The 23,775-nt window shown below is 66.8% G+C and carries 18 protein-coding genes; 8 read left to right on the top strand and 10 right to left on the bottom strand.

What is annotated here, in order from left to right:
• Nucleotides 1-113 precede the first annotated feature (113 nt).
• A complete protein-coding gene (locus ACQR07_RS13610) occupies nucleotides 114-1,211 on the top strand; it encodes an ISAs1 family transposase (protein ID WP_434902783.1) in 1,098 nt (365 codons plus the stop codon).
• A 228-nt stretch (nucleotides 1,212-1,439) separates the two neighbouring features.
• Here the strand turns inward: ACQR07_RS13610 and ACQR07_RS13605 are convergent, their stop codons facing one another.
• Both ACQR07_RS13605 and ACQR07_RS13600 read right to left on the bottom strand, forming a co-directional pair.
• On the bottom strand, nucleotides 1,440-3,512 hold the full coding sequence (locus ACQR07_RS13605) for a putative bifunctional diguanylate cyclase/phosphodiesterase (protein WP_434902782.1): 2,073 nt from the start codon (nucleotides 3,510-3,512) through the stop codon (nucleotides 1,440-1,442).
• 242 nt (nucleotides 3,513-3,754) lie between these two features.
• Entirely contained in the window at nucleotides 3,755-6,154 is a 2,400-nt protein-coding gene (locus ACQR07_RS13600; protein WP_434902781.1) for a membrane-bound PQQ-dependent dehydrogenase, glucose/quinate/shikimate family, read from the bottom strand.
• Nucleotides 6,155-6,624: 470 nt separating this feature from the next.
• Here ACQR07_RS13600 and ACQR07_RS13595 point away from each other — a divergent pair, with 470 nt between their 5' ends.
• Complete coding sequence (locus ACQR07_RS13595) at nucleotides 6,625-7,584, top strand: hypothetical protein (RefSeq protein ID WP_434902780.1); 960 nt, start codon at nucleotides 6,625-6,627, stop codon at nucleotides 7,582-7,584.
• A gap of 2 nt (nucleotides 7,585-7,586) precedes the next feature.
• Here the strand turns inward: ACQR07_RS13595 and ACQR07_RS13590 are convergent, their stop codons facing one another.
• The 5 genes from ACQR07_RS13590 to ACQR07_RS13570 form a co-directional block, all read right to left on the bottom strand.
• Nucleotides 7,587-8,915, bottom strand: a complete 1,329-nt coding sequence (locus ACQR07_RS13590) for a hypothetical protein (protein ID WP_434902779.1) — start codon at nucleotides 8,913-8,915, stop codon at nucleotides 7,587-7,589.
• A 1,598-nt stretch (nucleotides 8,916-10,513) separates the two neighbouring features.
• Entirely contained in the window at nucleotides 10,514-11,980 is a 1,467-nt protein-coding gene (locus ACQR07_RS13585) for a L,D-transpeptidase family protein (RefSeq protein WP_434865288.1), read from the bottom strand.
• Between the two features lie 306 nt (nucleotides 11,981-12,286).
• A complete protein-coding gene (locus ACQR07_RS13580; protein WP_434902778.1) occupies nucleotides 12,287-13,249 on the bottom strand; it encodes an acetyl-CoA carboxylase carboxyltransferase subunit alpha in 963 nt (320 codons plus the stop codon).
• Nucleotides 13,250-13,465: 216 nt separating this feature from the next.
• A complete protein-coding gene (gene xerD, locus ACQR07_RS13575) occupies nucleotides 13,466-14,422 on the bottom strand; it encodes a site-specific tyrosine recombinase XerD (protein ID WP_434902777.1) in 957 nt (318 codons plus the stop codon).
• 171 nt (nucleotides 14,423-14,593) lie between these two features.
• Nucleotides 14,594-14,740: a hypothetical protein gene (locus ACQR07_RS13570; RefSeq protein ID WP_006613638.1), complete on the bottom strand. Its 147-nt coding sequence runs from the start codon at nucleotides 14,738-14,740 to the stop codon at nucleotides 14,594-14,596.
• A gap of 338 nt (nucleotides 14,741-15,078) precedes the next feature.
• Between ACQR07_RS13570 and ACQR07_RS13565 the strand changes: the two genes are divergently transcribed.
• From ACQR07_RS13565 to ACQR07_RS13555, 3 genes are all read left to right on the top strand, one after another.
• Complete coding sequence (locus ACQR07_RS13565) at nucleotides 15,079-15,756, top strand: shikimate kinase (protein WP_434903076.1); 678 nt, start codon at nucleotides 15,079-15,081, stop codon at nucleotides 15,754-15,756.
• Nucleotides 15,753-16,901, top strand: coding sequence for a 3-dehydroquinate synthase (aroB, locus tag ACQR07_RS13560; protein ID WP_434902776.1), 1,149 nt, complete (start codon nucleotides 15,753-15,755; stop codon nucleotides 16,899-16,901). The genes ACQR07_RS13565 and aroB overlap by 4 nt, the downstream gene beginning before the upstream one ends.
• 76 nt (nucleotides 16,902-16,977) lie before the next feature.
• Nucleotides 16,978-18,282 carry an HlyC/CorC family transporter gene (locus ACQR07_RS13555; protein WP_434903075.1) on the top strand — a complete coding sequence of 435 codons (1,305 nt, stop codon included), beginning with the start codon at nucleotides 16,978-16,980 and terminating at the stop codon, nucleotides 18,280-18,282.
• 22 nt (nucleotides 18,283-18,304) lie between these two features.
• On the opposite strand, the gene ACQR07_RS13550 is transcribed toward ACQR07_RS13555, so the two are convergent.
• A complete protein-coding gene (locus ACQR07_RS13550) occupies nucleotides 18,305-18,574 on the bottom strand; it encodes a BolA family protein (protein ID WP_434902775.1) in 270 nt (89 codons plus the stop codon).
• Between the two features lie 110 nt (nucleotides 18,575-18,684).
• On the opposite strand from ACQR07_RS13550, the gene ACQR07_RS13545 reads away from it, so the two are divergent.
• Complete coding sequence (locus ACQR07_RS13545; RefSeq protein ID WP_434902774.1) at nucleotides 18,685-19,329, top strand: J domain-containing protein; 645 nt, start codon at nucleotides 18,685-18,687, stop codon at nucleotides 19,327-19,329.
• 49 nt (nucleotides 19,330-19,378) lie between these two features.
• Here the strand turns inward: ACQR07_RS13545 and ACQR07_RS13540 are convergent, their stop codons facing one another.
• Complete coding sequence (locus tag ACQR07_RS13540) at nucleotides 19,379-20,467, bottom strand: citrate synthase/methylcitrate synthase (protein WP_434902773.1); 1,089 nt, start codon at nucleotides 20,465-20,467, stop codon at nucleotides 19,379-19,381.
• Nucleotides 20,468-20,549: 82 nt separating this feature from the next.
• Between ACQR07_RS13540 and ACQR07_RS13535 the strand changes: the two genes are divergently transcribed.
• A complete protein-coding gene (locus ACQR07_RS13535; protein WP_434902772.1) occupies nucleotides 20,550-21,773 on the top strand; it encodes a citrate/2-methylcitrate synthase in 1,224 nt (407 codons plus the stop codon).
• Nucleotides 21,774-21,777: 4 nt separating this feature from the next.
• Here the strand turns inward: ACQR07_RS13535 and ACQR07_RS13530 are convergent, their stop codons facing one another.
• Entirely contained in the window at nucleotides 21,778-22,434 is a 657-nt protein-coding gene (locus tag ACQR07_RS13530) for a DedA family protein (RefSeq protein WP_434902771.1), read from the bottom strand.
• Between the two features lie 297 nt (nucleotides 22,435-22,731).
• Here ACQR07_RS13530 and cobS point away from each other — a divergent pair, with 297 nt between their 5' ends.
• Nucleotides 22,732-23,730, top strand: coding sequence for a cobaltochelatase subunit CobS (cobS, locus tag ACQR07_RS13525; protein ID WP_172114496.1), 999 nt, complete (start codon nucleotides 22,732-22,734; stop codon nucleotides 23,728-23,730).
• Nucleotides 23,731-23,775 lie beyond the last annotated feature (45 nt).

The raw sequence follows: 23,775 nt of genomic DNA, 5'->3' as shown, positions 1-23,775 counted from the left end.
ATTGCCCTGCCCCTCCAGGGGAGGGGAATCGCATGTGAACCAGCCCTGTAAGGCATTGTGATCTGGTCAAAAATCGATTCTGAAGGTGGCTCCTGAGATGGAAGGAGCTGCCGATGGATCGATTCTCGGAATGCTTCGAAGACCTGCCCGACCCGCGCGCGGACAATGCGCTGCACGATCTGACCGAGCTTCTGTTCGTTGCGCTGATGGCGACGTTGTGCGGGGCCACCAGTTGTACCGACATGGCGCTGTTTGCGCGGTCGAAGGCCTATCTCTGGAAAGATGTGCTGGTGCTCAAGCATGGATTTCCGAGCCACGACACGTTCAGCCGTGTGTTCCGCATGCTCGACCCAAAGGCGTTCGAGACGGCATTCCGGCGCTTCATGGAAGCCTTCGCCGAAGGCGCGAAGATCGCACAGCCGCGGGGCGTGATCGCGCTGGATGGAAAGGCGCTCCGGCGTGGTTATGAGCGCGGCAAGAGCCACATGCCGCCGGTCATGGTCACGGCGTGGGCGGCGCAGACGCGCATGGCCCTGGCCAATGTTCTGGCGCCAGACAACAACGAAGTGGCCGGCGCTTTGCAATTGCTGCAACTCCTGCAGCTCAAGGGGTGCGTTGTGACAGCCGACGCGCTGCACTGCCATCGCGAGATGGCCAAGCAGATCGTGGCGCGAGGTGGCGACTACGTCCTGGCGGTGAAGGAGAACCAGCCCGCTCTGCTGGCCGACGCACGTGCGGCAATCGCCGCAGCGGCGCGCAAGGGCAGCAAAGCGGTTGCTACGACCGATGCAGCCCATGGCCGCAAGGAAAAGCGCAGTGCGCTCGTGGTGTCCGTCAAGGACATGGGGGCGAGGCATAACTTTCCAGGCCTCAAAGCCGTCGCGCGGATCAAGAGCAAGCGCGGCAAGGACAAAACCGTCGAGCGCTACTTTCTGATGAGTCAGAACTTCAGCCGCACGGAGGTTCTGCGCATCGTTCGTACCCATTGGAGCATCGAAAACGGCCTGCACTGGCCGCTCGACGTCGTTCTCGACGAGGATCTCGCCCGCAACCGCAAGGACAACGGTCCCGCTAACCTTGCCGTGCTCAGGCGCCTGGCCCTCAATGTCGCCAGAGCCCACCCCGATACGTCCACCTCGTTGCGTCTCAAGCTCAAGCGCGCCGGTTGGAGCGATGACTTCTTTTTCGAACTCCTCGCTCACGTGCGATAGCCCTGCCCTGGAGGGGGAGGGTCGCCTCACGGGGCGCGCAGCGGCACGAGAGGCGGGGTGGGGTGATCTCTCCTCTGGCACCGGGGCGTGTGGAGAGATCACCCCACCCCGCTCGCCCGCTTCGCGTGCGATCGACCCTCCCCCTTCAGGGCCCCTTCAGGGGAGGGTGAGCAAAGCCCGTGTGGTTGTTCGGTTCAGCCAGGGGATATCCCGACGGGAGATCTGCGCTCACGCGGCCGCGGCTTTATCAGAAGGCTCACTCGGAGCCACCGTCTGTACGCCTGACACGTCGCGGATCATGCGGCTGATGGCGTCGCGCGGCATCGGCTTGCCGAACAGGAAGCCCTGCACGCTGCTGCAGCCTTCCTCGCGCAGGAAGGCGAGGTGCTGCTCCGTTTCCACGCCTTCGGCGAGCACGGGAATGTTCAGGCTGCGCCCGAGCAGCAAGGTCGCCTTGACGATGGCGGCGGCGTGCACGCTGGTCTCGACCGACTGGATGAAGCTCTTGTCGACCTTGATCTTGTCGAACGGGAATACCTGCAAGGTCGAGAGCGACGAATAGCCGGTGCCGAAATCGTCCATCGCCACCGTGACGCCGATCGCCTTCAGCGCCTGCATCACCTGCAGCGCGTGCTGGCGGTCGGCGATGATGCCGGTCTCGGTCAGCTCGATCTCCAGCCGCGCCGGCGCCAGCCCGGTCTCGCGCAGCACCTCGGCGACGCGCCTGGGCAGATCGTGGTTGAGCTGCATCGGCGCGACGTTGACGGCGACCTTGAACGGCTGGCTCCAGCTCGCCGCGGTGGCGCAGGCGGTGCGCAGCACCCAGTCGCCGATGTCGACGATCAGCCCCGTCTGTTCGGCCATCGGGATGAAATCGTTCGGCGGCACGCGGCCCTTGACCGGATGATTCCAGCGCAGCAGCGCCTCGAAGCCGATGATCTCGCCGCTCTGCGTGTCGTTCTGGACCTGGTAGTGTAGCTCGAACTCGTTGCGGACCAGCGCGCGCTTCAGGTCGATGGCAAGCTCGGCGCGGCGCCGGCTGGCCTCGTCCATCGATGGCTCATAGGTGCAGATCTTGCCCTGGCCGAGGCTCTTGGCGCGATACATCGCGAGGTCGGCGCGGGCGAGCAGTTCGTCGGAGGTCAGGCCGTGCTCGGGATACAGGGCGATGCCGATGCTGCAGCCGACCGACAGGCTGCGTTGCTCCCACTCGACCGGGCTGAGAACCAGCGCGCGGACCCGCTCGGCGAACTTCGCGGCCTCGGCGCGGGCGAAGATCTCGCTCTTGACCGCGACGAACTCGTCGCCGCCGATCCGCGCCAGAAACTCGCCTGGCTGCAGCGTTGCGGCGAGGCGCTCGGCGATCGTCTTGAGCACCGCATCGCCGGCGGCGTGGCCGTGCGCGTCGTTGATGTCCTTGAAGCGGTCGAGGTCGATCGCCAGCATCACGAGATGCGCGGTCTGGTCGCCGTTGGTCAGCAGCGGGACCAGAAGCTGGCCGAGGCCGTTGCGGTTGGCGAGGCCGGTCAGCGGATCCTGCAGCGCCAGCTGCCGATAGCCTTCGACCGCCTCCCGCGTCGCCTGCATGTCGATCGTGTAGGCGGATGCCGCCATCGCCATGATCAGGCCGATGCCGGTGACGACGGTGACCAGCATGATGCTGTCGGACAGCGACTGCGCCGGCGCTGCGGAGCCGGCCATCGGCAGCAAGGTCAGTGCGAACATGCCGGTGAAGTGCAGGCTCAGGATCGCCAGCACCATGGCCAGCGCGCCGCCATATTTGCAGAACCGCGTCACCGGCCGGGCGATGCGGTTGGCGGCGACGGCACTGAGGCCCATCGCGAACAGAACGGAGAGCCAGACCAGCGGCATGTTCCAGGTCAGCAGGCCGTCCAGATTGAGCGCGACCATGCCGGTGTAGTGCATGGCGGCGATGCCGAAGCCGAACACGGCGCCGCCGGCCTCGATCAGCGGTCCGCGTTGCGTCCGCGTCGTGATGAAGAAGCCGATCCACGCGAAGACGACGGCAAGGCCGAGCGAGGCGAACGTGATCGCCGGCTCGAACGAGCGATGTCCTGGCGCGTCATAACCGAGGATCGCGGCGAAGTGCGTCGTCCAGACCGTGCCGCCGGCGACCAGGCCAGCCAGGAACAGGAGGTTGATGCGGCGGATGCCGGCGTTGCGGCGGACGCGGGCGAGCAGTCGCATCGACAGAATGGAGCCGAGCACGCAGACCAGCAGCGCGGCGGCGACGTAGCGGAGATCGTGATCGGCAGGCAGGCAGGACAGGATCGTCAACATCGGCAATGAACCCTCACGCGGGCCAGCTACGGTTCGCGGTGCGCTGCGTTTTGCCGCGCGTGAATCGCAGTTAGCAAAGCGTCAATGCGGACAGGAATGCTGCCCGCATCGATCCATGCACGAGGGTGGAAAGCCGATGCTTAAGGCACGCGGCGCCTGCTTCGGAGTTCCGTGTGGAACCGGGGACATCGTGACGAAATCACCAACGGATCTCGTCACTCTGCGCGGAGCTGGAACTGGGCTCAGCGGCTCGCGACGTTGCCCGGCAGCGCATAGGCGCGGACGTAGTCGCCGAGTTTCGTTCCGAACGAGCCGTGGCCGCCATCCACGGTGACGACATATTGCCGGCCGCCGGCCTCATAGGTCATTGGCGTCGACTGGCCGCCGGCCGGCAGCCGGTCCTGCCACAGCAGGCGGCCGTCCTTGACGTCGAAGGCGCGGATGTAGTCGTCCATCGTGCCCGAGAGGAAGGCGACGCCGCCGGCCGTGACCATCGGACCGCCGAGCATCGGCACGCCGAGCTTGAACGGCAGCGGCAGCGGCGCCTGGTCGCGAATGGTGCCGACGCGGTGCTGCCAGACGATCTGGTTGGTCTTGAGGTCGATCGCTGCGAGGCTGCCCCAGGGCGGCGCCATGCAGGGGATGCCGAGCGGCGACAGGAAGATGCCGAGTGAGACGCCATAGGGTGTGCCGTACATCGGCTGCACGCCAAGCTCGGTGCCCGGCGGATGCGCCGAATTCGGCGCCGCCGGATTGTCCTTGCCGCGCGGCACCAGCCGGGACACGAACGGGATCGACTGCGGATTGGCGATCGCGATCTTCCTGATGGGGTCGATGGCGATGCCGCCCCATTCGAACATGCCGAAATCGCCGGGAAACACCAAGGTGCCCTGCTCGGAGGGCGGCGTGAACGGCCCCTCGTAGCGCAACCGCTTGAACTGGATGCGGCAGGCGAGCTGATCGAACATCGTCGCGCCCCACATCTGCGCGCCGGTCAACTCCTGGCGCGGCCGGAAGCTGAGCTCGGAGAACGGCTGCGTCGGCGACAGATGATCGCCGGGCGCCGCACCCTGCGGCACCGGCTTCTCGGGGGCTGGGACTAACAAGTGCCCATCGCGGCGGTCGAGCACGAAGATGTTGCCGGTCTTGGCCGGCACGTAGATCGCCGGCACCACGCCGTCCTTGCCGGGCATGTCGACCAGGCTCGGCTGCGACGGCATGTCCATGTCCCAGAGATCGTGATGCACGTTCTGGAACGACCAGCGCAATTTTCCGGTGGCGATGTCGAGCGCGACGACAGCGGAATCGTAGCGTTCGTTGTCGGCCGAGCGGTTGCCGCCCCAGATGTCCGGCGAGCTCGAGCCGAGCGGGATGTACACCAGGCCGAGCGCCTCGTCGGCGGCACCGACGCTCCAGCCGTTCGGCGAGCCCGGCGTGAAATGATGTGTCGCCGACGGCATCTCGTTGGGATCGGGATTGCCAGGATCGAACGCCCACAGCAGCTTGCCGGAGTAGACGTCGAAGCCGCGGATCGCGCCCGACGGTACCTTGTTGGAGTAGTTGTCGATCACGGCGCCGGCCATGATCACCACCTTGTCGGTCACGACCGGCGGCGAGGTGCCCTCGTAGAAGCCTGTCGTGGTGATCTCGTTGCCTGCCTTGAGATCGATCTGGCCGTGATCGCCAAAACCGTCGCACGGCTTGCCGCTGTCGGCGTCGAGCGCGAACAGCCGGCCGTCATCGGTCGGCAGGAAGATGCGCTTGGCGCACTCGCCGGGGGCCGCCGTCCCGGCGATGTCGACGGCGCCGGGCTTGGTCTCGTGGTAGGCGACGCCGCGGCAGGTCATGTGCTGAAAATTCTTGTGGTGCTCGATCTTCGGATCGAACTTCCATTGGAGCTTTCCAGTCGCGGCATCCAGCGCGAACACGATCTGGTGCGGCGAGCAGGTATAGAGCGTGTCGCCGATCTTCAGCGGCGTCACCTCGTTGGTGAACTCGTCGGGATCATCCGGGCCCTTGTGGTCGCCGGTCTGGAATTCCCAGGCGAGCTGCAGATTCTTGACGTTATCGGCGTTGATCTGCTTCAGGCTGGAAAAGCGCGTGCCGAAATTGCTGGCGCCATAGGCGGTCCAGTCGGCTTGCGCTTCCGCCGGCGCGATGTCGGTGCCGGCCGTCGTAGCCGCCGTCTGCGGCAGCGCGCCATCGACGCCGAAGCGGTCGCCGCGCAACGCGGTGCCGAGCACGATGACGGCGACCGCGAGCACGGCCACCAATCCCCAGCGCGCGGCGCGCATGTCGCCGATCAGATGCGACGTGATGAACGGCAGCAGCAGCCAGACGCCGAGTGGGGCCAGTACGTCGCCGCGCGGCGCCAGCGACCAGAAATCCAGCCCGACCTCCCAGATCGCCCAGATCATGGTGCCCAACAGCAGCGCCGCATACAGCCACAGCGCCGCCGCGCGCCGCTGCCACAACAGCCACGCGGTGATGAGCAGTGCCGCGCCGGCGATGACGTAGTACAGCGAGCCGCCGATCGCCGCGAGCCAGCCGCCGCCTCCGAGCAGCGCCAGCCCCATCAGGCCGATGATGACAGCGGTGAAGGTGAGCAGCGGCGCGCGCTGAAGATGGCGGGCTGTGGCCATGGCGCGGCTCCAGGCTGATGATGACGACGCGCGGCACGACGCCGCAGTCGCGTCATGAACGGCGGCGCCGCGCGGAAGTTCCCTGCTGCTGAGCTTGTCGTGAGAAGGCGTCGCCCGCGGCCATCCTTCGAGACGACCGCCTGCGGCGGTCTCCTCAGGATGAGGGCGGAGTGCGTGATACGAGCTCGGGCGAATTCACATTCCGTCACGGAACGAACTCTTGACCCTCATGGTGAGGAGCGCCGCGCCCGTTAGATGGCTATGCGACATGTGCGAATCCGCGGCGCGTTCCGGCGATGCTCTCGCATCGCCGTGAGAACCATGAGGCCCAGGACGGTGCGGCGACGGACGCGCTTGCTCCGTCGCAACCCCCACACGCGCTTTTGCGTCCCCCGTGCCTGGAACGGGTTGCCGCTGCATGACGAAATTCATACGATCAGATGACAGTCACATGAATTTTGGAGTGCCGGATGCGTGCGCAGCAGCGAGCCTTGTCGAACCCGGTCGCCCTGTGGTGGGCGATGCTGACCCTGGTCAGCCTCGCCAACATCGTGTTCTGGTTCATCCTGTATCGCCAGCTCAACGGCGGGAGCGCCGCAGCGAGTCAGTCCTCCGACACCAGTGCGATGCTGGCGCTGTCGGCGGCCTATGTGTTCGGCTGCGCTTTCCGCTCGGTGCTGCCGCGCGCCGACGTGCAGCGCATCTGCCTGGTCGACAGCTGGCTGTCGAGCATCTTCGTCGGCCGCAGCGTCGCGACCATCGCGGAGATCGCGTTCGCCGCGCAGTGGGCCATCATCCTGGCGCAGCTCGGCGCGATCGCCGATGCCGAGACCGCGGTCAACATGGCGCGCCTCATCGTGCCGATCATCGTCGTCGCCGAGATCTGCTCCTGGTACGCGGTCGTCACGAAGAACTTCCTCTACAACGCGATCGAGAACTCGCTGTGGGCGGTCGCCTTCCTGCTCGTCGGCATCGGCCTCGGCCGCCTGCTGCCGGAGTTCGACGGGCTGGTGCGCGGCCTGCTGATCGCGGGCCTCGTCGGCATCGCCTGCTATCTCGCCTTCCTCGTCGTCGTCGACGTGCCGATGTATGTGAAGCGTTGGCGCATCGAGCGCGCCGCCGGCACGCCGCTGCTGCATCCGCTGGTGGGCTTGCGCGATTCCGCCACGCAGTGGACCGTGACCCACGAGTTCGAGCATTGGAAGGAAGAGATCGCCTGGATGTCGCTGTATTTCAGCGCTGCGGTGTGGGGCTCGCTGGCGCTGTGCGCGCTGTCGGCGATGAACGATCAGCTGCCCCGCGCGATCGTGCCGCGGCCGCGCCTGCGGCGATCGTGCAGCCGGTGCAGATGCACTGAGGCGTCACGGCAGGAATCAGGACGACGAACAACCCGCGGCGACATGCACCGCGGGTTGCTTCGTGTCTGCTGACATCAGCCGTGCATCGCGAAGTGATGTCCGTCATCCATCTGGACGACGTGGCTGTAGTCGACATGCGGGGCGTCGTGCGCGCCGCCGGCATGGCCGACGTCGAAGTTCGGCGGCACGATGCCGGTGTTCCCGGGGTGGCCGTGATCGCCGAAATTGTCGACGATGATCGGGTTGTGCGACGAGCCTTCGCCATGCAGCGGGCCGCCGCCGAAGCCGAACCCGGAGCCGGACTCGGCGCCCTGGACGTTCTCGCCGGCCTGGTGGACCGCCGAGGCGATCGAGTCCCAGAACCCGCCATGGCTGCCGCCATCCGCCCCGGCATGGGCGATCTGGATGCTGCCGTCGCTGCGCAGGCCATCCTGCGCCAGCTTGAAGATGTCGCCGATCGCAGCGCCGAGATTGCCGTGGCTGAGATCGCTGACCAGCGAGCCGAGATCGTGCCCGATCGATTCGAGCTGGTGGCCGATGCTGCCGGTCATGTCGCCGGCGGTCTGCGCCAGGCCGCTGATGCCCTCGCCGAGGAAGTGGCCGACGCCGTCGACCACACCAGTGCCGACCGCATCGACGCCATGCGCGATACCGGAGATCGCCTCGCCGATCGGACCGCCGATGATGTGTCCCGCGGCGGATGCGGCGTCGGTCGCCACGCCGATGGCGCCATCGGCAACCGCCACGCCGGCCTCGAAGCCGCCCTTTACCACGGCGCCCGCGGCGTCGAGCGCATCGGCACCGACATCGGCCGCGGTGCCGACGATGGTGCCGGCCATGTCGAGCGCGCCGTGACCGACCGCGCCGGCCGCTTCCAGCCCGGCTTCGCCGAGGCCGACTGCGGTATGCACCGCGTCACCTGCGACATCGAGCGCGCCATGCGCCACGTCGCCGGCGACGTGCAGCCCGCCATCGACGATGTCGCCGCCGATATTCTTCACGTCGTTGATCACGCCGTCGAGGTCACCGTGCACGAGATGGCCGAGGCCCGAGGCCACGTCGCCGACCACGTTGACGCCGGTATGAATGACGTCACTGCCGACATGCACGACGGTCGACGCAACATCCTCGACGGTGTGGAGCACACCGCTCCCGATCGCCTCGGCGCCGTGCCCGAGCGCGCCGAGCACGCCACCCACGGTGTGAATGGCCTCGCCTCCCAGCGCGCCGATCCCGTGCACCACGCTGCCGACCGCATGCGCCGCGTCGCCGGCCACATGCTCCACGGTGTCGACCACGGCCGAAGCCGCGCCGCCGACCGCACCCGCCACATCGCTCGCCACGTCCTTTACGTCATCCACGACCGAACTGACGGCATCGGTGACATCATCCCAAAAGCCCATGATCTGCTCCTCTCGGTTGCGTCACCTCGCCTCGGGTGACGGCGCTGTTGTCGCAGATCCCGGCCGCGCGCTCCGTGCGCGACGTCACGCAAGAAAATGCTGCAAATCCCAGACGACCGTTTCCAAGGTCCTGGCACCGTGATCATGCTGACCCGGCTGTCATCGTCCGCCCCCGGGTCTCGCCTCCGGCGAGCCCGAGGACAGGCTCCGGCGGACGATCCAGTACGCCGTGACACCTCGGTTCAATTTCTTCTGCTGCGGAGTACTGGATGCTCCGCCTTCGCGGAGCATGACAGCGGTTGGGACGGCGAAAGCTCGACCAGGAATCAATCGCTTTGCGAGCAAAACGCTCGTCTAGGTTCATACGAAAGCTCATTGGACTTGCCCGTCGGGCGACTCAGGCGCTCGCGTCGTTGTAGGTCACGCGCATGTCAGCGCCGAAAGAGCCATCAAACGGCCTGCGCCGAGAGACTGATTTCGTTTGCGCGTTCAAGCTGATTTGGGCTGTCCAGTCCGTCGCGAAAAAATATATGACTTCTCTTTTTCAGAAGAGCGTGGTCTTCTCTCGCTCGTCCTGCCTCATCGACGAGGGGCGCTACGCGGTCGTCACGAAGCGTGGAGTGCGGGATGTGATGGGCGGGCCGGTTTGCAGCGTGAACAATTGCGCCGACGAACAATGCCGGTCCGTACGGTCAAGTCGCGTGGTCCTGGCCTCCCGAAGCTGAGGTCAAGTCCGTGCCGATGCGCCCTCGGGCGCTCGCGCGGATGACGGTGGCCAACAAGCCCGGCGCACCGGGGAGATCGCGAAGCAGCCGTTCAAACCATCGCGCAGGGAGGGCCGGGTCGTTCCGGCTGGACCTGTGGTTCTGCCGCCTGCATTTTTTCCGCAGGCGGGCCACGGGCCTCAGTCGGGGCCCGGCCTTCCCTGCACCCTCGCTTTGGAGAGGGTGATCAGACGAGCAACACTCGGACGCGAAAGCGGGCGCGAGAATGCCCAACCGTGCCAACAAACTCCGGCGTCATCCCGGGCAAGACCGGCGACGCGCAGCGTCGCAGGGCGCCGACCCGGGATCCATACTCCGCGGCCCCTGTATGAGGCACGCTGGAGCATCCTCCTCGCGCAACGATTTCCGACGGTGGTTATGGATCCCGGCGTTCGCCGGGATGACACTGATTGGTTTGAGCCGGTTGCGGACCCAGCGACACGGCGGGCTGCCCACCCTCCCCTGGAGGGCAGGGCAATCGCATATGGCTCTCCAACGCGGCCCAAACGAAATATTGGAATCGCGAAGGCCGACGGGAGGAAATTTTCGAATCCAGACTGCTCCTTGGAAGCACGAAAAGAATCGAAAAATTCCACATGCGATTGCCCTGCCCTGGAGGGGGAGGGTCGCCTCACGAGGAGCGAAGCGAGGCGTGAGGCGGGGTGGGGTGATCTCTCCTCTGGCGCAAGCGTGCGTGGAGAGATCACCCCACCCCGCTCGCCCGCTTCGCGTGCGATCGCCCCTCCCCCTCCAGGGGAGGGTGGCACCGGTGTGCAGTCTTGGTTGCTTGCGAGACGGGGACGCCGCTGCGAAGGCGGCGGCGTCCGCTGCTGTCTACTTGAACCCGGCAAACCTGCTGTCGAACGAGTTCGACTGCAGCACCGGGGCGGCACCGGAGACCAGGGCGGTCTGGGTCTGCGCGGGCGCCGAGGCCGGTGCCTCGCTGGCGGCGGGCTTGAACGGCGGCCGGGCGGCGGCCTGCTTGGTTTCGGCCGGCTTGGTCTCAGCGGGCTTGGCGGCGACCGGCTTCGGCGCCGGCTTGGCTTCCGCGGTCTTGCTCTCGGCCGGCTTCGTCGTCGCCGTGGTCTCGGCCGACGCATTGCCACCGAGACCCATCTTGCGGGCAAGGCTAGACATGAAGCCCGGCTTCTCGGGCGCGCTCACGGCGGCCACGCGCGTGGTCGGTGCGGCCACCGGGGCGGGCGCCGCGCTGGCGGCCGGCGCGGCCGCGACCTCGTCGGCCTCAGGCGCGCGCGGCGGGTTGACGTGACCCGGAATCGTGCCCGGAATCGGCGTGAAATTGGCGAGCGACAGGCCCGGCGCTTCGCCGGCGTCGGACAGGCCGGTCGAGGCGCCCGGCACGCGATTGGCGAACACCGGGTTCATGCCGCCGTCGATGCCGGTATTGAGCTTGGCGACCGGCGTGCCCTTGGACACCAGCTTGGCGTATTCGGCCTCGTCCGCCTGCTGCTTCTCGCGCACCGCCGTCGTGATCTCATCGGGCACGACATAGGCCGGGCATTTCGCGGCGGCGTCGAACACCGGATCGCGCGTGGCGCCCGGCGGCTTCTGGGCATTGAAGACGTATTTCTTCTCGCAGAAGTCGACCTTCGGCTCCTGACGGGTGACCTCGAAGGCATCATAGCCTTCCTTGATCATGCGCCAGAACGGCATGTTCGGATTGTTGCGGTGCCTCGCCATGTTCGCCGGTGTCATCCGGAACGGATAGGCCTGGAACTGGAAGGCGCGCTGGCCGCCGAAGAACGACTCGCGTCCGAGCGCATAGATCTCGGCGATCTGCTCGTCGGTCATCGCAAAGCAGCCGCGGGACGAGCAGTCGCCGTGCACCATCAGCTGCGAGCCGGTGCGTCCCAGCGCCTTGTCGAAGGCGTTGGGATAGCCGGTGTTGAACGACAGATAATAGGCCGACTGCGGATTCATCTGGCTCGGATTGATCGAGTAGAATCCTTCCGGCGCCTGGCGGTCACCCTCGCGAACCTTCGGGCCGAGATCGCCGGACCAGCGGCAGATCGGATAGGTCTTGAGCAGCCCGAACCGGCCGGAGCGGTCCTGCTTCCAGACCTCGAGCTCGGCCTCCTGCTTGAACACGCGCACCAGGATCGGCGACTGCGTGTCCATGTCCTTCTCGGCGATCGTCGCCACGAGCTTGGGCGGAACAGGCTGATTGGCCTTGGCGCTGGTGGCGAGCGCGACCTGGTCGCTGTTGCAACCGGTCAGCAGCGCGCCGGCGGCCAACGCCGCCGAGGTCATCAGAACCCGGACGAAAGCGCGGTTGATCAAAGCGAAGCTCCCCGCAAACCCAGCATGTCGCGACACCCCACTCTCGTCTCGATCGATCGCCCCGGGAAAGCTGGTACGGATCCCAGGCCGACGGCGCGCCATGCCCACGTCAAACCAATGATTAAAATTGTACCCTTTGGCCCTGGGAGCCGCAACCCGGGCCACGGCGGTGCCGCGGCGCGGTGGCTCTCGTGGTCAACAACTTCTAAACAACTGACCCCGCCGGCAGGGCCGAAATGCGGCCAAACGGCTGGAAAGACTCACAAAAACGCGAGCACGGACGGCCGGGCAGGGGCCACTCCGGGCTCAGCTCAGCTTGCGGCCGATCTCGATGAACTTCTGCCGGCGCTGCTTGCGGATGGCGTCGGCGTCGAGACCCTTGAGCTCGTCGAAGGCCTGGGCGATCGCGTCACCCGTGGCCGCGATCATCGCGGCGGGATCGCGGTGGGCGCCGCCGACCGGCTCCTTCAGGATGGTGTCGACCACGCCGAAGCGCAGCATGTCCTGGGCGGTGATCTTCATGCTGTTGGCGGCTTCCTGCGCCTTGGTGCCGTCGCGCCACAGGATCGAGGAGGCGGCTTCCGGCGAGATCACGCTGTAGATCGCGTGCTCCAGCATCAGCACCCGGTTGGCGGTGGTCAGCGCGATGGCGCCGCCCGACATGCCCTCGCCGGTGATGATCGCGACGTTCGGCACGCCCAGCGCCAGGCAGGCGTCGGTCGAGCGCGCGATGGCCTCGGCCTGGCCGCGCTCCTCGGCGCCGATCCCGGGATAGGCGCCGGCGGAATCGACCAGCGACAGCACCGGGATGCCGAAGCGCTCGGCCATCTCCATCAGCCGGACCGCCTTGCGGTAGCCTTCCGGGCGGGCCATGCCGAAATTGTGCTTGAGGCGGGATTCGGTGGTGGCGCCCTTTTCCTGGCCCATCACGCAGATCGGCTCGCCCCGGAAGCGGCCGAAGCCGCCGAGCAAGGCGGCGTCCTCGCCGAACTTGCGGTCGCCGGCCAGCGGCGTGAACTCGGTGATCAGCGCACTGACGAAGTCGGTGAAATGCGGCCGCTGCGGATGGCGCGCGACCATGGTCTTCTGCCACGGCGTCAGATTGGCATAGAGCTCGGCCAGCGCCTGGCCGGCCTTCTCCTCGATGCGGCCGACCTCCTCGCCGATATCGGTGCCGGAGGCGGCCATCGCCCGGAGTTCATCGACCTTGGAATCGAGCTCGGCAACGGGCTTTTCGAAATCGAGGTAGCTGCGCATGGGATCCGGCATGGAGGAGCTGAAGGAAGAGCGCTGGACGAAATCGGTCTGGCCGTCGGACCTGAAGGTGAGGGACTTCAGGAGCTTAAGGCACGATCGGTGCCCGGCCTCCAGGCATCACGCCGGGATCGCGGGCAGGATGGCGCTCTTTCGGGGCAGACGGGCGCGAAGTCAAGCGGGCGGCGCGCCGCGGCGGCGGAATTGGTTGCGGGAAGGTGTCGGGCGGGCTCAGGTCTCGGCGAGCGGGTGCAGGTCGCGCACCAGGCTCTTCAGCCGCTCCTCGACCACATGGGTGTAGATCTGGGTGGTCGAGATGTCGGTGTGGCCGAGCAGGGTCTGCACGATGCGCAGGTCGGCGCCGTTGTGCAGCAGGTGGCTGGCGAAGGCGTGCCGCAGCACGTGCGGCGACACCAGCCGGGCCGGCAGGCCGCTGGCCACTGCGAGCTCCTTGAGGTCGCGGGCGAAGTGCTGCCGGGTGAGGTGGCCGCTCTCGCCGAACGACGGAAACAGCCATTTGCCGAACGTTGCGCTGGCCTTCTTCTCCGGCTTCTGCTTGTCGAGAACAGCCAGATAGTCGGCCATCGCCTGGCGCGAGGCCTGGTTGAGCGGCACCAGCCGCTCCTTGTTGCCCTTGCCGCGCACCACGATCATGCGGGCATCGTTGCGCGCCGCCGTGCGCGGCAACGCCACCAGCTCGGAGACGCGCAGGCCCGTCGCGTAAAGCACCTCGAGCAGGCAGTACAGTCGCAGCGCGCGCAGCCGCTGCGACGGCGAGACGTCAGGGGCTTCCGACAGCTCCTTGGCTTTGGTCAGCATGCGGTCGACGTCGCCGATCGACAGCACCTTCGGCAGGGAGCGGCCGCGCTTCGGTCCAGACAGGATCGCGGCCGGATCGTCGTTGCGGATGCGCTCGCTCAGCAGGAAACGAAACAGGTGCCGCATCGCCGAAAGACGCCGCGCCACGCTGGACGATTTGAAGCCTCTGTCGTCGAGGTCGGCGAGATAGTCGCGCAGCGCCTGGGTGTCGGCGGCGATGAAGGTGCCGCCCTTGCGCGTCAGAAATTCGGAGAGATCTGTGAGGTCGCGGCGATAGGCGTCCAGGGTGTTCTGGCCGGCGCCCTGCTCGGCAGCCATCATGTCGAGGAAAAGGCCCATCAGCCTGGCGTCGGAGGCCTTGACGTTCATGTCGTGAAATCCGCTGCGTCCGAGGCGATCGAATCACTACGAGGCGTTCGCGCCGGCACGTTGAGCGGTGACCGAAAATCTGGCCGATATCGCGGCGCCGGGCCGCCTCAGAGAAGCGCAAAAATCTTAATCAATGCCCTGTGGCTTTTGTGTTCGCCGCGCCGTCCTGGTTCACTTCTTCTGGAACTTGTCGGGCGGGATCGACACCGTCATCTCGCGCGATTTGGGCGTGACGAAATTGGCGAGCGCGTAGATCGCGCCATAGACCACGCCGACGATCACGGCGATCACGGTCAGGAAGCGGAACAGGCTGGGCATCGGGCTCGCGCAGGCCACCGGAGAGGAACCGTTTCATCCAACATGTTCGGACACGGCTGGCAAGTCCGGCGCTGCCGGCTTCCCGTCCGATGTCCAGTAGTCTTGCTCCGTCATTCCGGGGCGGCGCGCGCAGCGCGACGAGCCCGGAATCCATACCCACAGGATGCCGTGTGGGGCAGGCTGGTGGTGGGTATCTCGCTCCACGACATCTGCCTGTGGGTATGGATTCCGGGCTCGCGCTGCGCGCGCCCCGGAATGACGTCCGTGGCGAGGGCCGGGGGCGTACGGCGGAACAGGATGCCTTTGAAAGCAGCAGGGCCTGGGTTAGAAGCGGGGAGATGACCGACACGACCCAACCAGCACCCAGCCCCGCCGCTGCGGAGGCCGCGATCCTCGCGGGCCTCGGCAAGCGGCTGATCGTGCTGGTCGGCATGATGGGCGCCGGCAAGTCGACCGTGGGGCGCCGGCTGGCGTCGCGGCTGCGGCTGCCGTTCGTCGATGCGGATACCGAGATCGAGACCGCGGCCGGCATGACCATACCGGAAATCTTCGAATCGCGCGGCGAGGACTATTTTCGCAATGGCGAGGCGCGGGTGATCGCCCGCCTGCTGGAAACCGGGCCGGCGGTGCTGGCGACCGGCGGCGGGGCCTTCATGCGCGAAGAGACGCGCTGCCGCATCCACGACAAGGCCGTCTCTGTGTGGCTGAAGGCCGATGCCGATGTCATCATGCGCCGGGTCCGGCGGCGGGCCGACCGCCCGCTGCTGCAGACCGCCGATCCCGAGGCCACGGTAGCCCGGCTGCTGACCGAGCGCGAGCCGGTCTATCAGACGGCCGACATCACGATCTGCTCGCGCGATGTGCCGCATGACCGGGTCATGGAGGATTGCCTGGAGGCGCTGCAGGCGTTTCTGTCGCCCGCGCCGGTGGCCGAAGCGCTTCCTCCGCAGTCCGATCCGGGTCCATCCAGTACGGTGCAGGCCGATTCTGTACAGGCAATGAGCGCGCTCCGATGACGGCACCCCTGAAGCATTCCGATCCGATCACCGTCGACGTCGCGCTGGGCGATCGCGCCTATGACATCGTCATCGGCCGCCGCGTGCTGGCCACGCTCGGCCAGCGCATCGCGGCGCTGCGGCCTGGCGTTCGCACCGCCATCGTCACCGATCGCACCGTGGCCGCGCACTGGCTCAAGCCGACGGAGGCGATCCTCGCCGAAGCTGGCATCCCCGCATCGACCATCGTGGTCGAGGAGGGCGAGGGCTCGAAGACCTATGCGGGGCTGGAGAAGGTCAGCGAGGCGTTGATCGCCGCCAAGATCGAGCGCAACGATCTCGTCATCGCGCTCGGCGGCGGCGTGGTCGGCGATCTCGCCGGGTTTGCCGCGGCGATCCTGCGCCGCGGCGTCGATTTCGTGCAGGTGGCGACCTCGCTGTTGGCGCAGGTCGATTCCTCCGTCGGCGGCAAGACCGGGATCAACTCGCCACAGGGCAAGAACCTGCTTGGCGCCTTCCACCAGCCGGTGCTGGTGATCGCCGACACCGCGGTGCTCGACACGCTGTCGCCGCGCCAGTTCCGCGCCGGCTATGCCGAGGTCGCCAAATACGGCCTGCTCGGCGATGCCAACTTCTTCGCCTGGCTCGAGGCCAACCACGCCGACATCGTCAAGGGCGGTGCGGCACGCGAGCATGCGGTGGCGACCTCCTGTCGTGCCAAGGCCGCGATCGTCGCCCGCGACGAGCGCGAGACCGGCGACCGCGCGCTGCTCAATCTCGGCCATACCTTCGGCCACGCGCTCGAAGCCGTAACCGGCTTCTCCGACCGGCTGTTCCACGGCGAGGGCGTGTCGGTCGGCATGGTCATGGCGGCGCAGTTCTCGGCCGAGCTCGGCATGCTGCCGCCTGACGATGTCGTCAGGATCGAGCGTCACCTTGCCGCGGTGGGCCTGCCGACCCATCTGCAGGACATCGCCGGCTTCGCCCAGGAGGGGATCGGCGACGCCGACCGGCTTTTGGCCCTGATGGCGCAGGACAAGAAGGTGAAGCGCGGCAAGCTGACCTTCATCCTGATGGAGGCGATCGGCCGGGCCGTCATCGCCAAGGACGTCGATCCCGCGCGCGTGCGCGACTTCCTGCAGGTCAAGCTGAAGAGCCGCCACTGACCCTGCCGGGCTTTACGCCGTGTTGAGCACTGCCAGCGGATCATCGGCGGCCTCCATTGAGAGCGACATCGGCGTCATGGACTGGATCACACTCTCAATCGTCATTCTCCTCCTCGCGGGCTCCGCCTTCTTCGCGCTGAGCGAGACCGCCCTGACCGGCGCCTCCCGCGCCTCGATGCTGCGGCTGTCGAAACAGGGCAACCGCGATGCCGACGTGGTGTCGAGCCTGTTCGACATGCGCGAGCGCCTGATCGGCGCGCTGCTGCTCGGCAACAACATCGCCAATATCGGCGCTTCGGCGCTGGCGACCGGCATCTTCACGGCCTGGTTCGGCGAGGTCGGCGTGCTCTATGCGACCGGCGTGATGACCGCGCTGGTGGTGATCTTTGCCGAGGTGCTGCCGAAGACGATCGCGATCAACGCGCCAGATCGCGTGTCGCTGGCGGTGGCGCGGCCGATGCGCGCGACCGTGTTCGTGCTCGGTCCGGTGCTTGCCGTGATCGAGGCCATCGTGCGCGTCCTGATGCGGCTGATCGGCTTCAAGGTCGGCGCCAACCAGCCGATCCTGTCGCCGACGGAACGTCTGCGCGGCGCGGTCGATCTGCTGCATCACGAGGGCAAGGTCGAGAAGCAGGATCGCGACATGCTCGGCGGCCTGCTCGACCTACGCGAATTGCAGGTGTCGGACGTGATGGTTCACCGCACCGAGATGGTGATGGTGAATGCCGACCTGCCGCAGGAGGAGCTGGTGCGCGAGGTGCTGGCCACCGAGTACACCCGCATCCCGCTGTGGCGCGGTTCGCCGGAGAACATCATCGGCGTGCTGCATGCGAAGGATCTGTTGCGTGCGATCCGCTCAGCCGAGGGCGACGTGTCGCACATCGACGTTGCGTCACTGGCGCTGCCGCCCTGGTTCGTTCCGGAGATGCGCTCGGTGTCGGAGCAGCTGAAGGCGTTCCGCCGCCGCAAGACGCATTTCGCGCTCGTCGTCGACGAGTATGGCGAGGTCGAAGGCATCGTCACGCTCGAGGATATTCTCGAGGAGATCGTCGGCGACATCTCCGACGAGCAGGACGTGCAGGTCGCGGGCGTCCGTGTGCAGCCGGATGGATCCGTCGTCGTCGATGGTTCGGTGCCGATCCGCGACCTCAATCGCGCGATGGACTGGACCTTGCCGGATGAAGAGGCGACGACGGTGGCAGGTCTCGTGATTCACGAGGCGCGCTCGATCCCTGACCGCGGCCAGAGCTTCACGTTCCACGGCTTCCGCTTCCGCGTGCTGCGCCGCGAGCGCAATCGCATCACCGCGCTGCGCATCGTGCCGGTGCCGCGCGGCGAGACCGAGGAGACGCGGCCGCGCCGTGCCGGCACGGCGTTCTAATTGGGAGGGTTCTGATTGGGAGTCAGGCTTCGCCCGGCGCCTTCGCATGCAGCGCGAGCGCATGCACCGATCCGGCAAGTTCCGCCGCCAATGCGGCGTTGATCAGGCGGTGCCGATCGACGCGGCTCTTGCCGGCGAAGGCCTGCGACACAATATACACGCGGAAATGGGTCTCACCGCTGGGACGGTGTCCCATGTGACCCGCATGCAGATGTGATTCGTCCTGCACGTCGAGGCTTTCCGGAGAGAAAGCTTCGCGTAACTTTTTGATGATAGCATCTTGGGTTCGCATGGTCTCCGGAAATACGCATCAAATTATTTTTCGTCAATCGGCGGGCTCCGCCTGAGGTATTCGCAATGTCAAGACTTGAAGCTTTGCGCGTTGCGTAGTCAAAGTCCGCCATGCCGATCGATTCAAACAAATTCTTCGACTCCATCCGCATCAAGCCCAAGAAGACGGCTGCGCGGCAGCCGGTGGTGCGCGAGGAGGCTCAGCCGTGCCAGTGGCCGGACTGCAAGAACAAGGGCTCGCACCGCGCGCCCAAGGGACGCGAGAACGTGCGCGAGTATTGGCACTTCTGTCTCGATCACGTGCGCGAATACAATCAGTCGTATAACTTCTTTTCCGGCATGAATGCCGACGCGGTCGCGCGTTATCAGAAGGATGCGCTGACCGGACATCGGCCGACCTGGAAGATGGGCGCCAATACCGCGGGCAAGCGCGGCACCGGTAATGCCGAGTCTGATCTCGGCGATGCGTCGGATCCGTTCAGCGTGTTCGCCGAGATCAACGGCCGCGCCGGCTGGCGCCCGGGTGCGCAGTCCGCACCGAAGGCCGAGACGCGCAAGGTGTTCAACGCCGAGAAAAAGGCGCTGCAGGTGATGGGGCTCGGCCCCGACGTCACGCTGGAAGACGTCAAGGCCAAGTACAAGGCGCTGGTGAAGCAGCACCATCCCGACGCCAATGGCGGCGACCGCTCGACCGAGGATCGCCTGATCGAGATCATCAAGGCCTATAACTACCTGAAGACGGTGGTGAAGGGCTGACGCGCGGCAGCGAGGCTGCCGCGCAGCGACCGTCCGTTCGGCGCACCACTCAGGGCTTCGGCCCGATATAGGCCGAGCTCGGCCGGATCAGCCGCCCCGTCCGCTGCTGCTCCCGCGCATGCGCGGTCCAGCCGGCGGCCCGCGCCACCGCGAAGATCGGCGTGAAGGCCTGGCGCGGAATCCTGAGCGCATCGAGCAGGATGGCAGTGAAGAACTCGACATTGGTATCGAGCACCCGCTCCGGATTCTTCTGCCGCAGCGCCTGGCGAATGTAAGCCTCCACCTCGCTCGCAAACGGCAGATCCGCCCCGCTCCCCGCCAGCCGCTCGATCGCGCCCTTGAGCACGTCGGCCCGGGGATCGCGCACCCGGTAGATCCGATGCCCGAACCCCATCAGCCGCTCGCCGCGGCCCAGCGCCGCATCGACCCAGGGTGCGATGTTCTGGCGCGTCCCGATCGCGTTCAGCATCTCCAACACCGGCTCCGGCGCGCCGCCATGCAGCGGGCCGGTCAGCGCGCAGTAGCCGGCGGTGATCGCGGCGAACAGATCGGCCTGGGTGGAGGCGACCACGCGGGCGGCGAAAGTGGAGGCGTTCATGCCGTGATCGCTGACGGTGACGAGATAGGTGTCGAGCGCGGCCACCTCACCATCGGTGGGCGTGTCGCCGCGGACCATGCGCAGGGTGTCGGCGGCGTGGCTGATGTTGGGATCAGGCGCAATCGGCTGCGCGCGCCGGGCGCGCTGCACCAGGGCGCCGGCGATGACGGGGCCTGCACCGACGATCGTCGCTTCGTCGTCGAGCCCAGCCTCGGGCCGCAGCGCGGCGACCGCGGCGCGGTAGCCGTCGATGATCGACAATCCAGCGGTCGCGGCGAGCAGCTCGGGCAGGCGGGAGAAGGCGCGCCGTCGGGCCTGGCCCAGGCTGGCGCGAACATCCGCCTCGCTGAGGCTCCGCTTGGTCGCCGCGCTCCACAGTCGGGCCGTCACTCCCTCGAAGCCGCTGGTGGCGGCGAGATCCGCCACCCGGTGGCCTGCGATGATGAGCTCGCCCTGCTGGCCGTCGACATGGCTGAGCACGGTCTCGGCGGCCGGAACGCCATCGAGACCGATGGGAGACTTCGAAAGCTGGATGGTCATGACGGGATCTCCTGCGTGAATGGTCACGCCAGCAAGATCGGCCTCGTGGACAACTTGATCAATCTTGATTAAGCTGATCAATATGAAAAAAGACAGCGGCCTTTACCTATCTGCCACCGAGGCGTCCGCAGAACTCGCGATCTCTCCGGCGACGCTCTACGCCTATGTCAGCCGCGGCCTCGTCCGCTCGGAGCCGTCACCGAACTCCCGGAGCAATCGCTATCGTGCCGAGGATATCCGCGCGCTGAAGGAGCGGCGTGTACCGGCCGCCGAGCCGCGCGCCTTCCGCAGCTTCGACGCCGACCTGCCGGTGTTCGATTCGGCGGTGGCGACGATCACGGAAGCCGGTCCGATCTACCGCGGCGTGAATTGCGTCGAGCTGGCGGAGCGGGATTCGCTCGAGCATGCGGCGACCTTGCTGTGGGACGTCACCGCCATCGACCCGTTCGCATCCGACAATCTGCCGCAAGTCTCGGACGAAATGCGCCTCATCGCGGAGGCCGCGCGCCGTGCTGCCCCCATCGACCGGGCCATCGCTGTGTTCGCATTGGCGGCCAATGCCGATCCTGCGGCGTTCAATCGCGCTCCGGACGGTCGCTCGCTGGTTGGCGCCCGCATCGTGCGCCTCGTCGTCGCGACCATGCTCAATGCGGCGCCTTCAGCCGAGCCTCTGCACATCCAGGTCGCCAGGGCCTGGGCTCCCGAACACAAGCACGCGTCCGACCTGATCCGCCGCACCCTGGTGCTGCTGGCCGACCACGAACTCAACGCGTCGACCTTCACGGTTCGCTGCGCAGCCTCGACGGGACTTAGCCTCTACGACGCGGTGATTGCGGGACTCGCGGCGCTGAAAGGACCCCAGCACGGCGGCGCCGGCGTGCTGGCCTCGCAATTGGTGAAAACCCTGATCGACCGCGACGTCGCGCCGCTGATCCGCGAGCGGGTGGCGCTCGGCGAGCGCTTCGCGGGCTTCGGCCACGGCGTCTACAAGCGTGGCGACCCGCGCGCGATGTCGCTGCTGGATGCGCTGACCCGCGCCGGCGCGCCGCGCAAATTCACCCGCGAAGTGCCCGAGCGGATCGCGGAGGCGACCGGCGAGTTCGTCAACATCGACTATGCGCTTGCGGTGCTGGTGCACAGCCTGAGGCTGCCTGCGGGCAGCGAGCTGGCGTTGTTCGCCATGGCCCGCTGCGTCGGCTGGATCGCGCATGCCTGCGAGCAGCTGCAGTTCGGCCGGCTGATCCGGCCGCGCGCGCGCTACACCGGGCCGGCGCCGGGCCGCAGCGCCACGGTACATTCGCTGTGAGAGCCTAGTTCGCCCCACCGGCGGCGAGCTGGGTTTCGCGCCGCCTCCGCAGCAGCCGGAGCACCAGCCAGACCACGATCGTGCCCGCGACCGCGGCCAGAATCCAGGTCGACTTGGCGATGTGGCTGTGGTGCGGGATGCCGCCATAGCGGTGCAGCAGTTGGACCGCGAACACGCCCGGCAGCACGTGGGCGCAGGCCCACAGCAGGATGGCCGGGATGTTGACCGCATAGAACCGGGTCGGAGGAATATCGAGCGCGCCGGCCGTGATCGGCACCACGGCGCGGATCGGCGCCACGAACCGGGCGAAGAAGATCGCGAGCGTGCCGAAGCGGTGGAAGAAGGCCTCGCTCTGCGCGACGAGCTTGGGATAGTTGGAGAACGGCCAGGCGGTCAGGATCTCGCGTTGCTGGCGATGCCCGATCCAGAATGCGCCGCCATCCCCGAGCACCGCGCCCAGAATGGCCGAGGCCAGCACCCATTGCAGCGTCAGCTCGCCGCCCGGGATCAGCGCGCTCAGCGCCAGGATGATGGTCGTGCCGGGGATCACCGAGCCCAGGACCGGCACCGCCTCCAGCAGCGCGGCCAGAAACAGGGTGAGATAGGCCAGTCCCGCATGCGCTGAGACGAAGACGATGAGGGGGTCGAGCAGATGGGCCAAGCGTGTCCTGCCGGTGGGGAGTGGGAGAGCGACGAACTCTTCGATAAGTAGGAACCCCGCCCCGGAGTGCCACGTCAGAAAGCTGCAAGCGCGGTTCGGGCGAAAAGGTGACACGATTCGCAGGGCTGCCTTTCAAAAACGTCGTCCCATGCCTATCTCGATGATATAACGACGGAACTTTGATCAAGGCTTAGGCTTCTGCCCGCGCGTGCTCTCTGCTAGGCTGGCCATGAAGCCCTTCAACCGCAGCCAATCATGAAATCTGGTTTCGGGAATGCCCGGGACCTCGGAGGATGAATGACGACCGCCGCTACGACCAACGCGCAGGAGATGACCGGTGTGCCCGACATGAAGGTGTCGGTGCGGCAGGTGTTCGGGATCGACAGCGACCTTGAGGTGCCGGCCTTTTCCGCAACCGACCCGCACGTCCCGGAAGTCGATGCCGACTATCGCTTCGACCGCGCGACCACGCTCGCGATCCTGGCCGGCTTCGCCAAGAACCGGCGCGTAATGGTGACCGGCTACCACGGGACCGGCAAGTCGACCCACATCGAGCAGGTCGCCGCCCGCCTCAATTGGCCCTGCGTGCGCGTCAATCTGGACAGCCACATCAGCCGTATCGATCTCGTCGGCAAGGACGCGATCGTGGTCAAGGACGGCAAGCAGGTCACGGAATTCCGCGACGGCATCCTTCCCTGGGCGCTGCAGCACAATGTGGCGCTGGTGTTCGACGAATACGACGCCGGCCGCCCGGACGTGATGTTCGTGATTCAGCGCGTGCTCGAAGTCTCGGGCCGGCTGACGCTGCTCGACCAGAACAAGGTGATCAAGCCGCACCCGGCGTTCCGTCTGTTCGCGACCGCCAACACCATCGGTCTCGGCGACACCTCGGGCCTCTATCACGGCACTCAGCAGATCAACCAGGGCCAGATGGACCGCTGGTCGATCGTCACGACGCTGAACTATCTGGCGCATGACGAGGAGGTCGAGATCGTGCTGGCGAAGGCCAAGCACTATCAGAATGCGCAGGGCCGCGACACCGTCAACAAGATGGTGCGGCTCGCCGACCTCACCCGCAACGCGTTTGCCAATGGCGATCTGTCGACGGTGATGAGCCCGCGCACGGTGATCACCTGGGCGGAGAACTCCGAGATCTTCGGCGATATCGGCTTTGCCTTCCGCGTGACGTTCCTCAACAAGTGCGACGAGCTCGAGCGTCCGCTGGTCGCGGAGTTCTATCAGCGCTGCTTCAATGCGGAGCTGCCGGAATCGGCGATCAACGTCGCGCTGAGCTGATAACGGGCGTCGTCCCGGCCTCGTGCCGGGACCCACACGCCGTGA

This window comes from Bradyrhizobium sp. HKCCYLS20291 (assembly GCF_051167715.1).
Taxonomy (GTDB): Bacteria; Pseudomonadota; Alphaproteobacteria; order Rhizobiales; family Xanthobacteraceae; genus Bradyrhizobium.
This window is presented reverse-complemented; position numbering and strand designations above follow the sequence as displayed.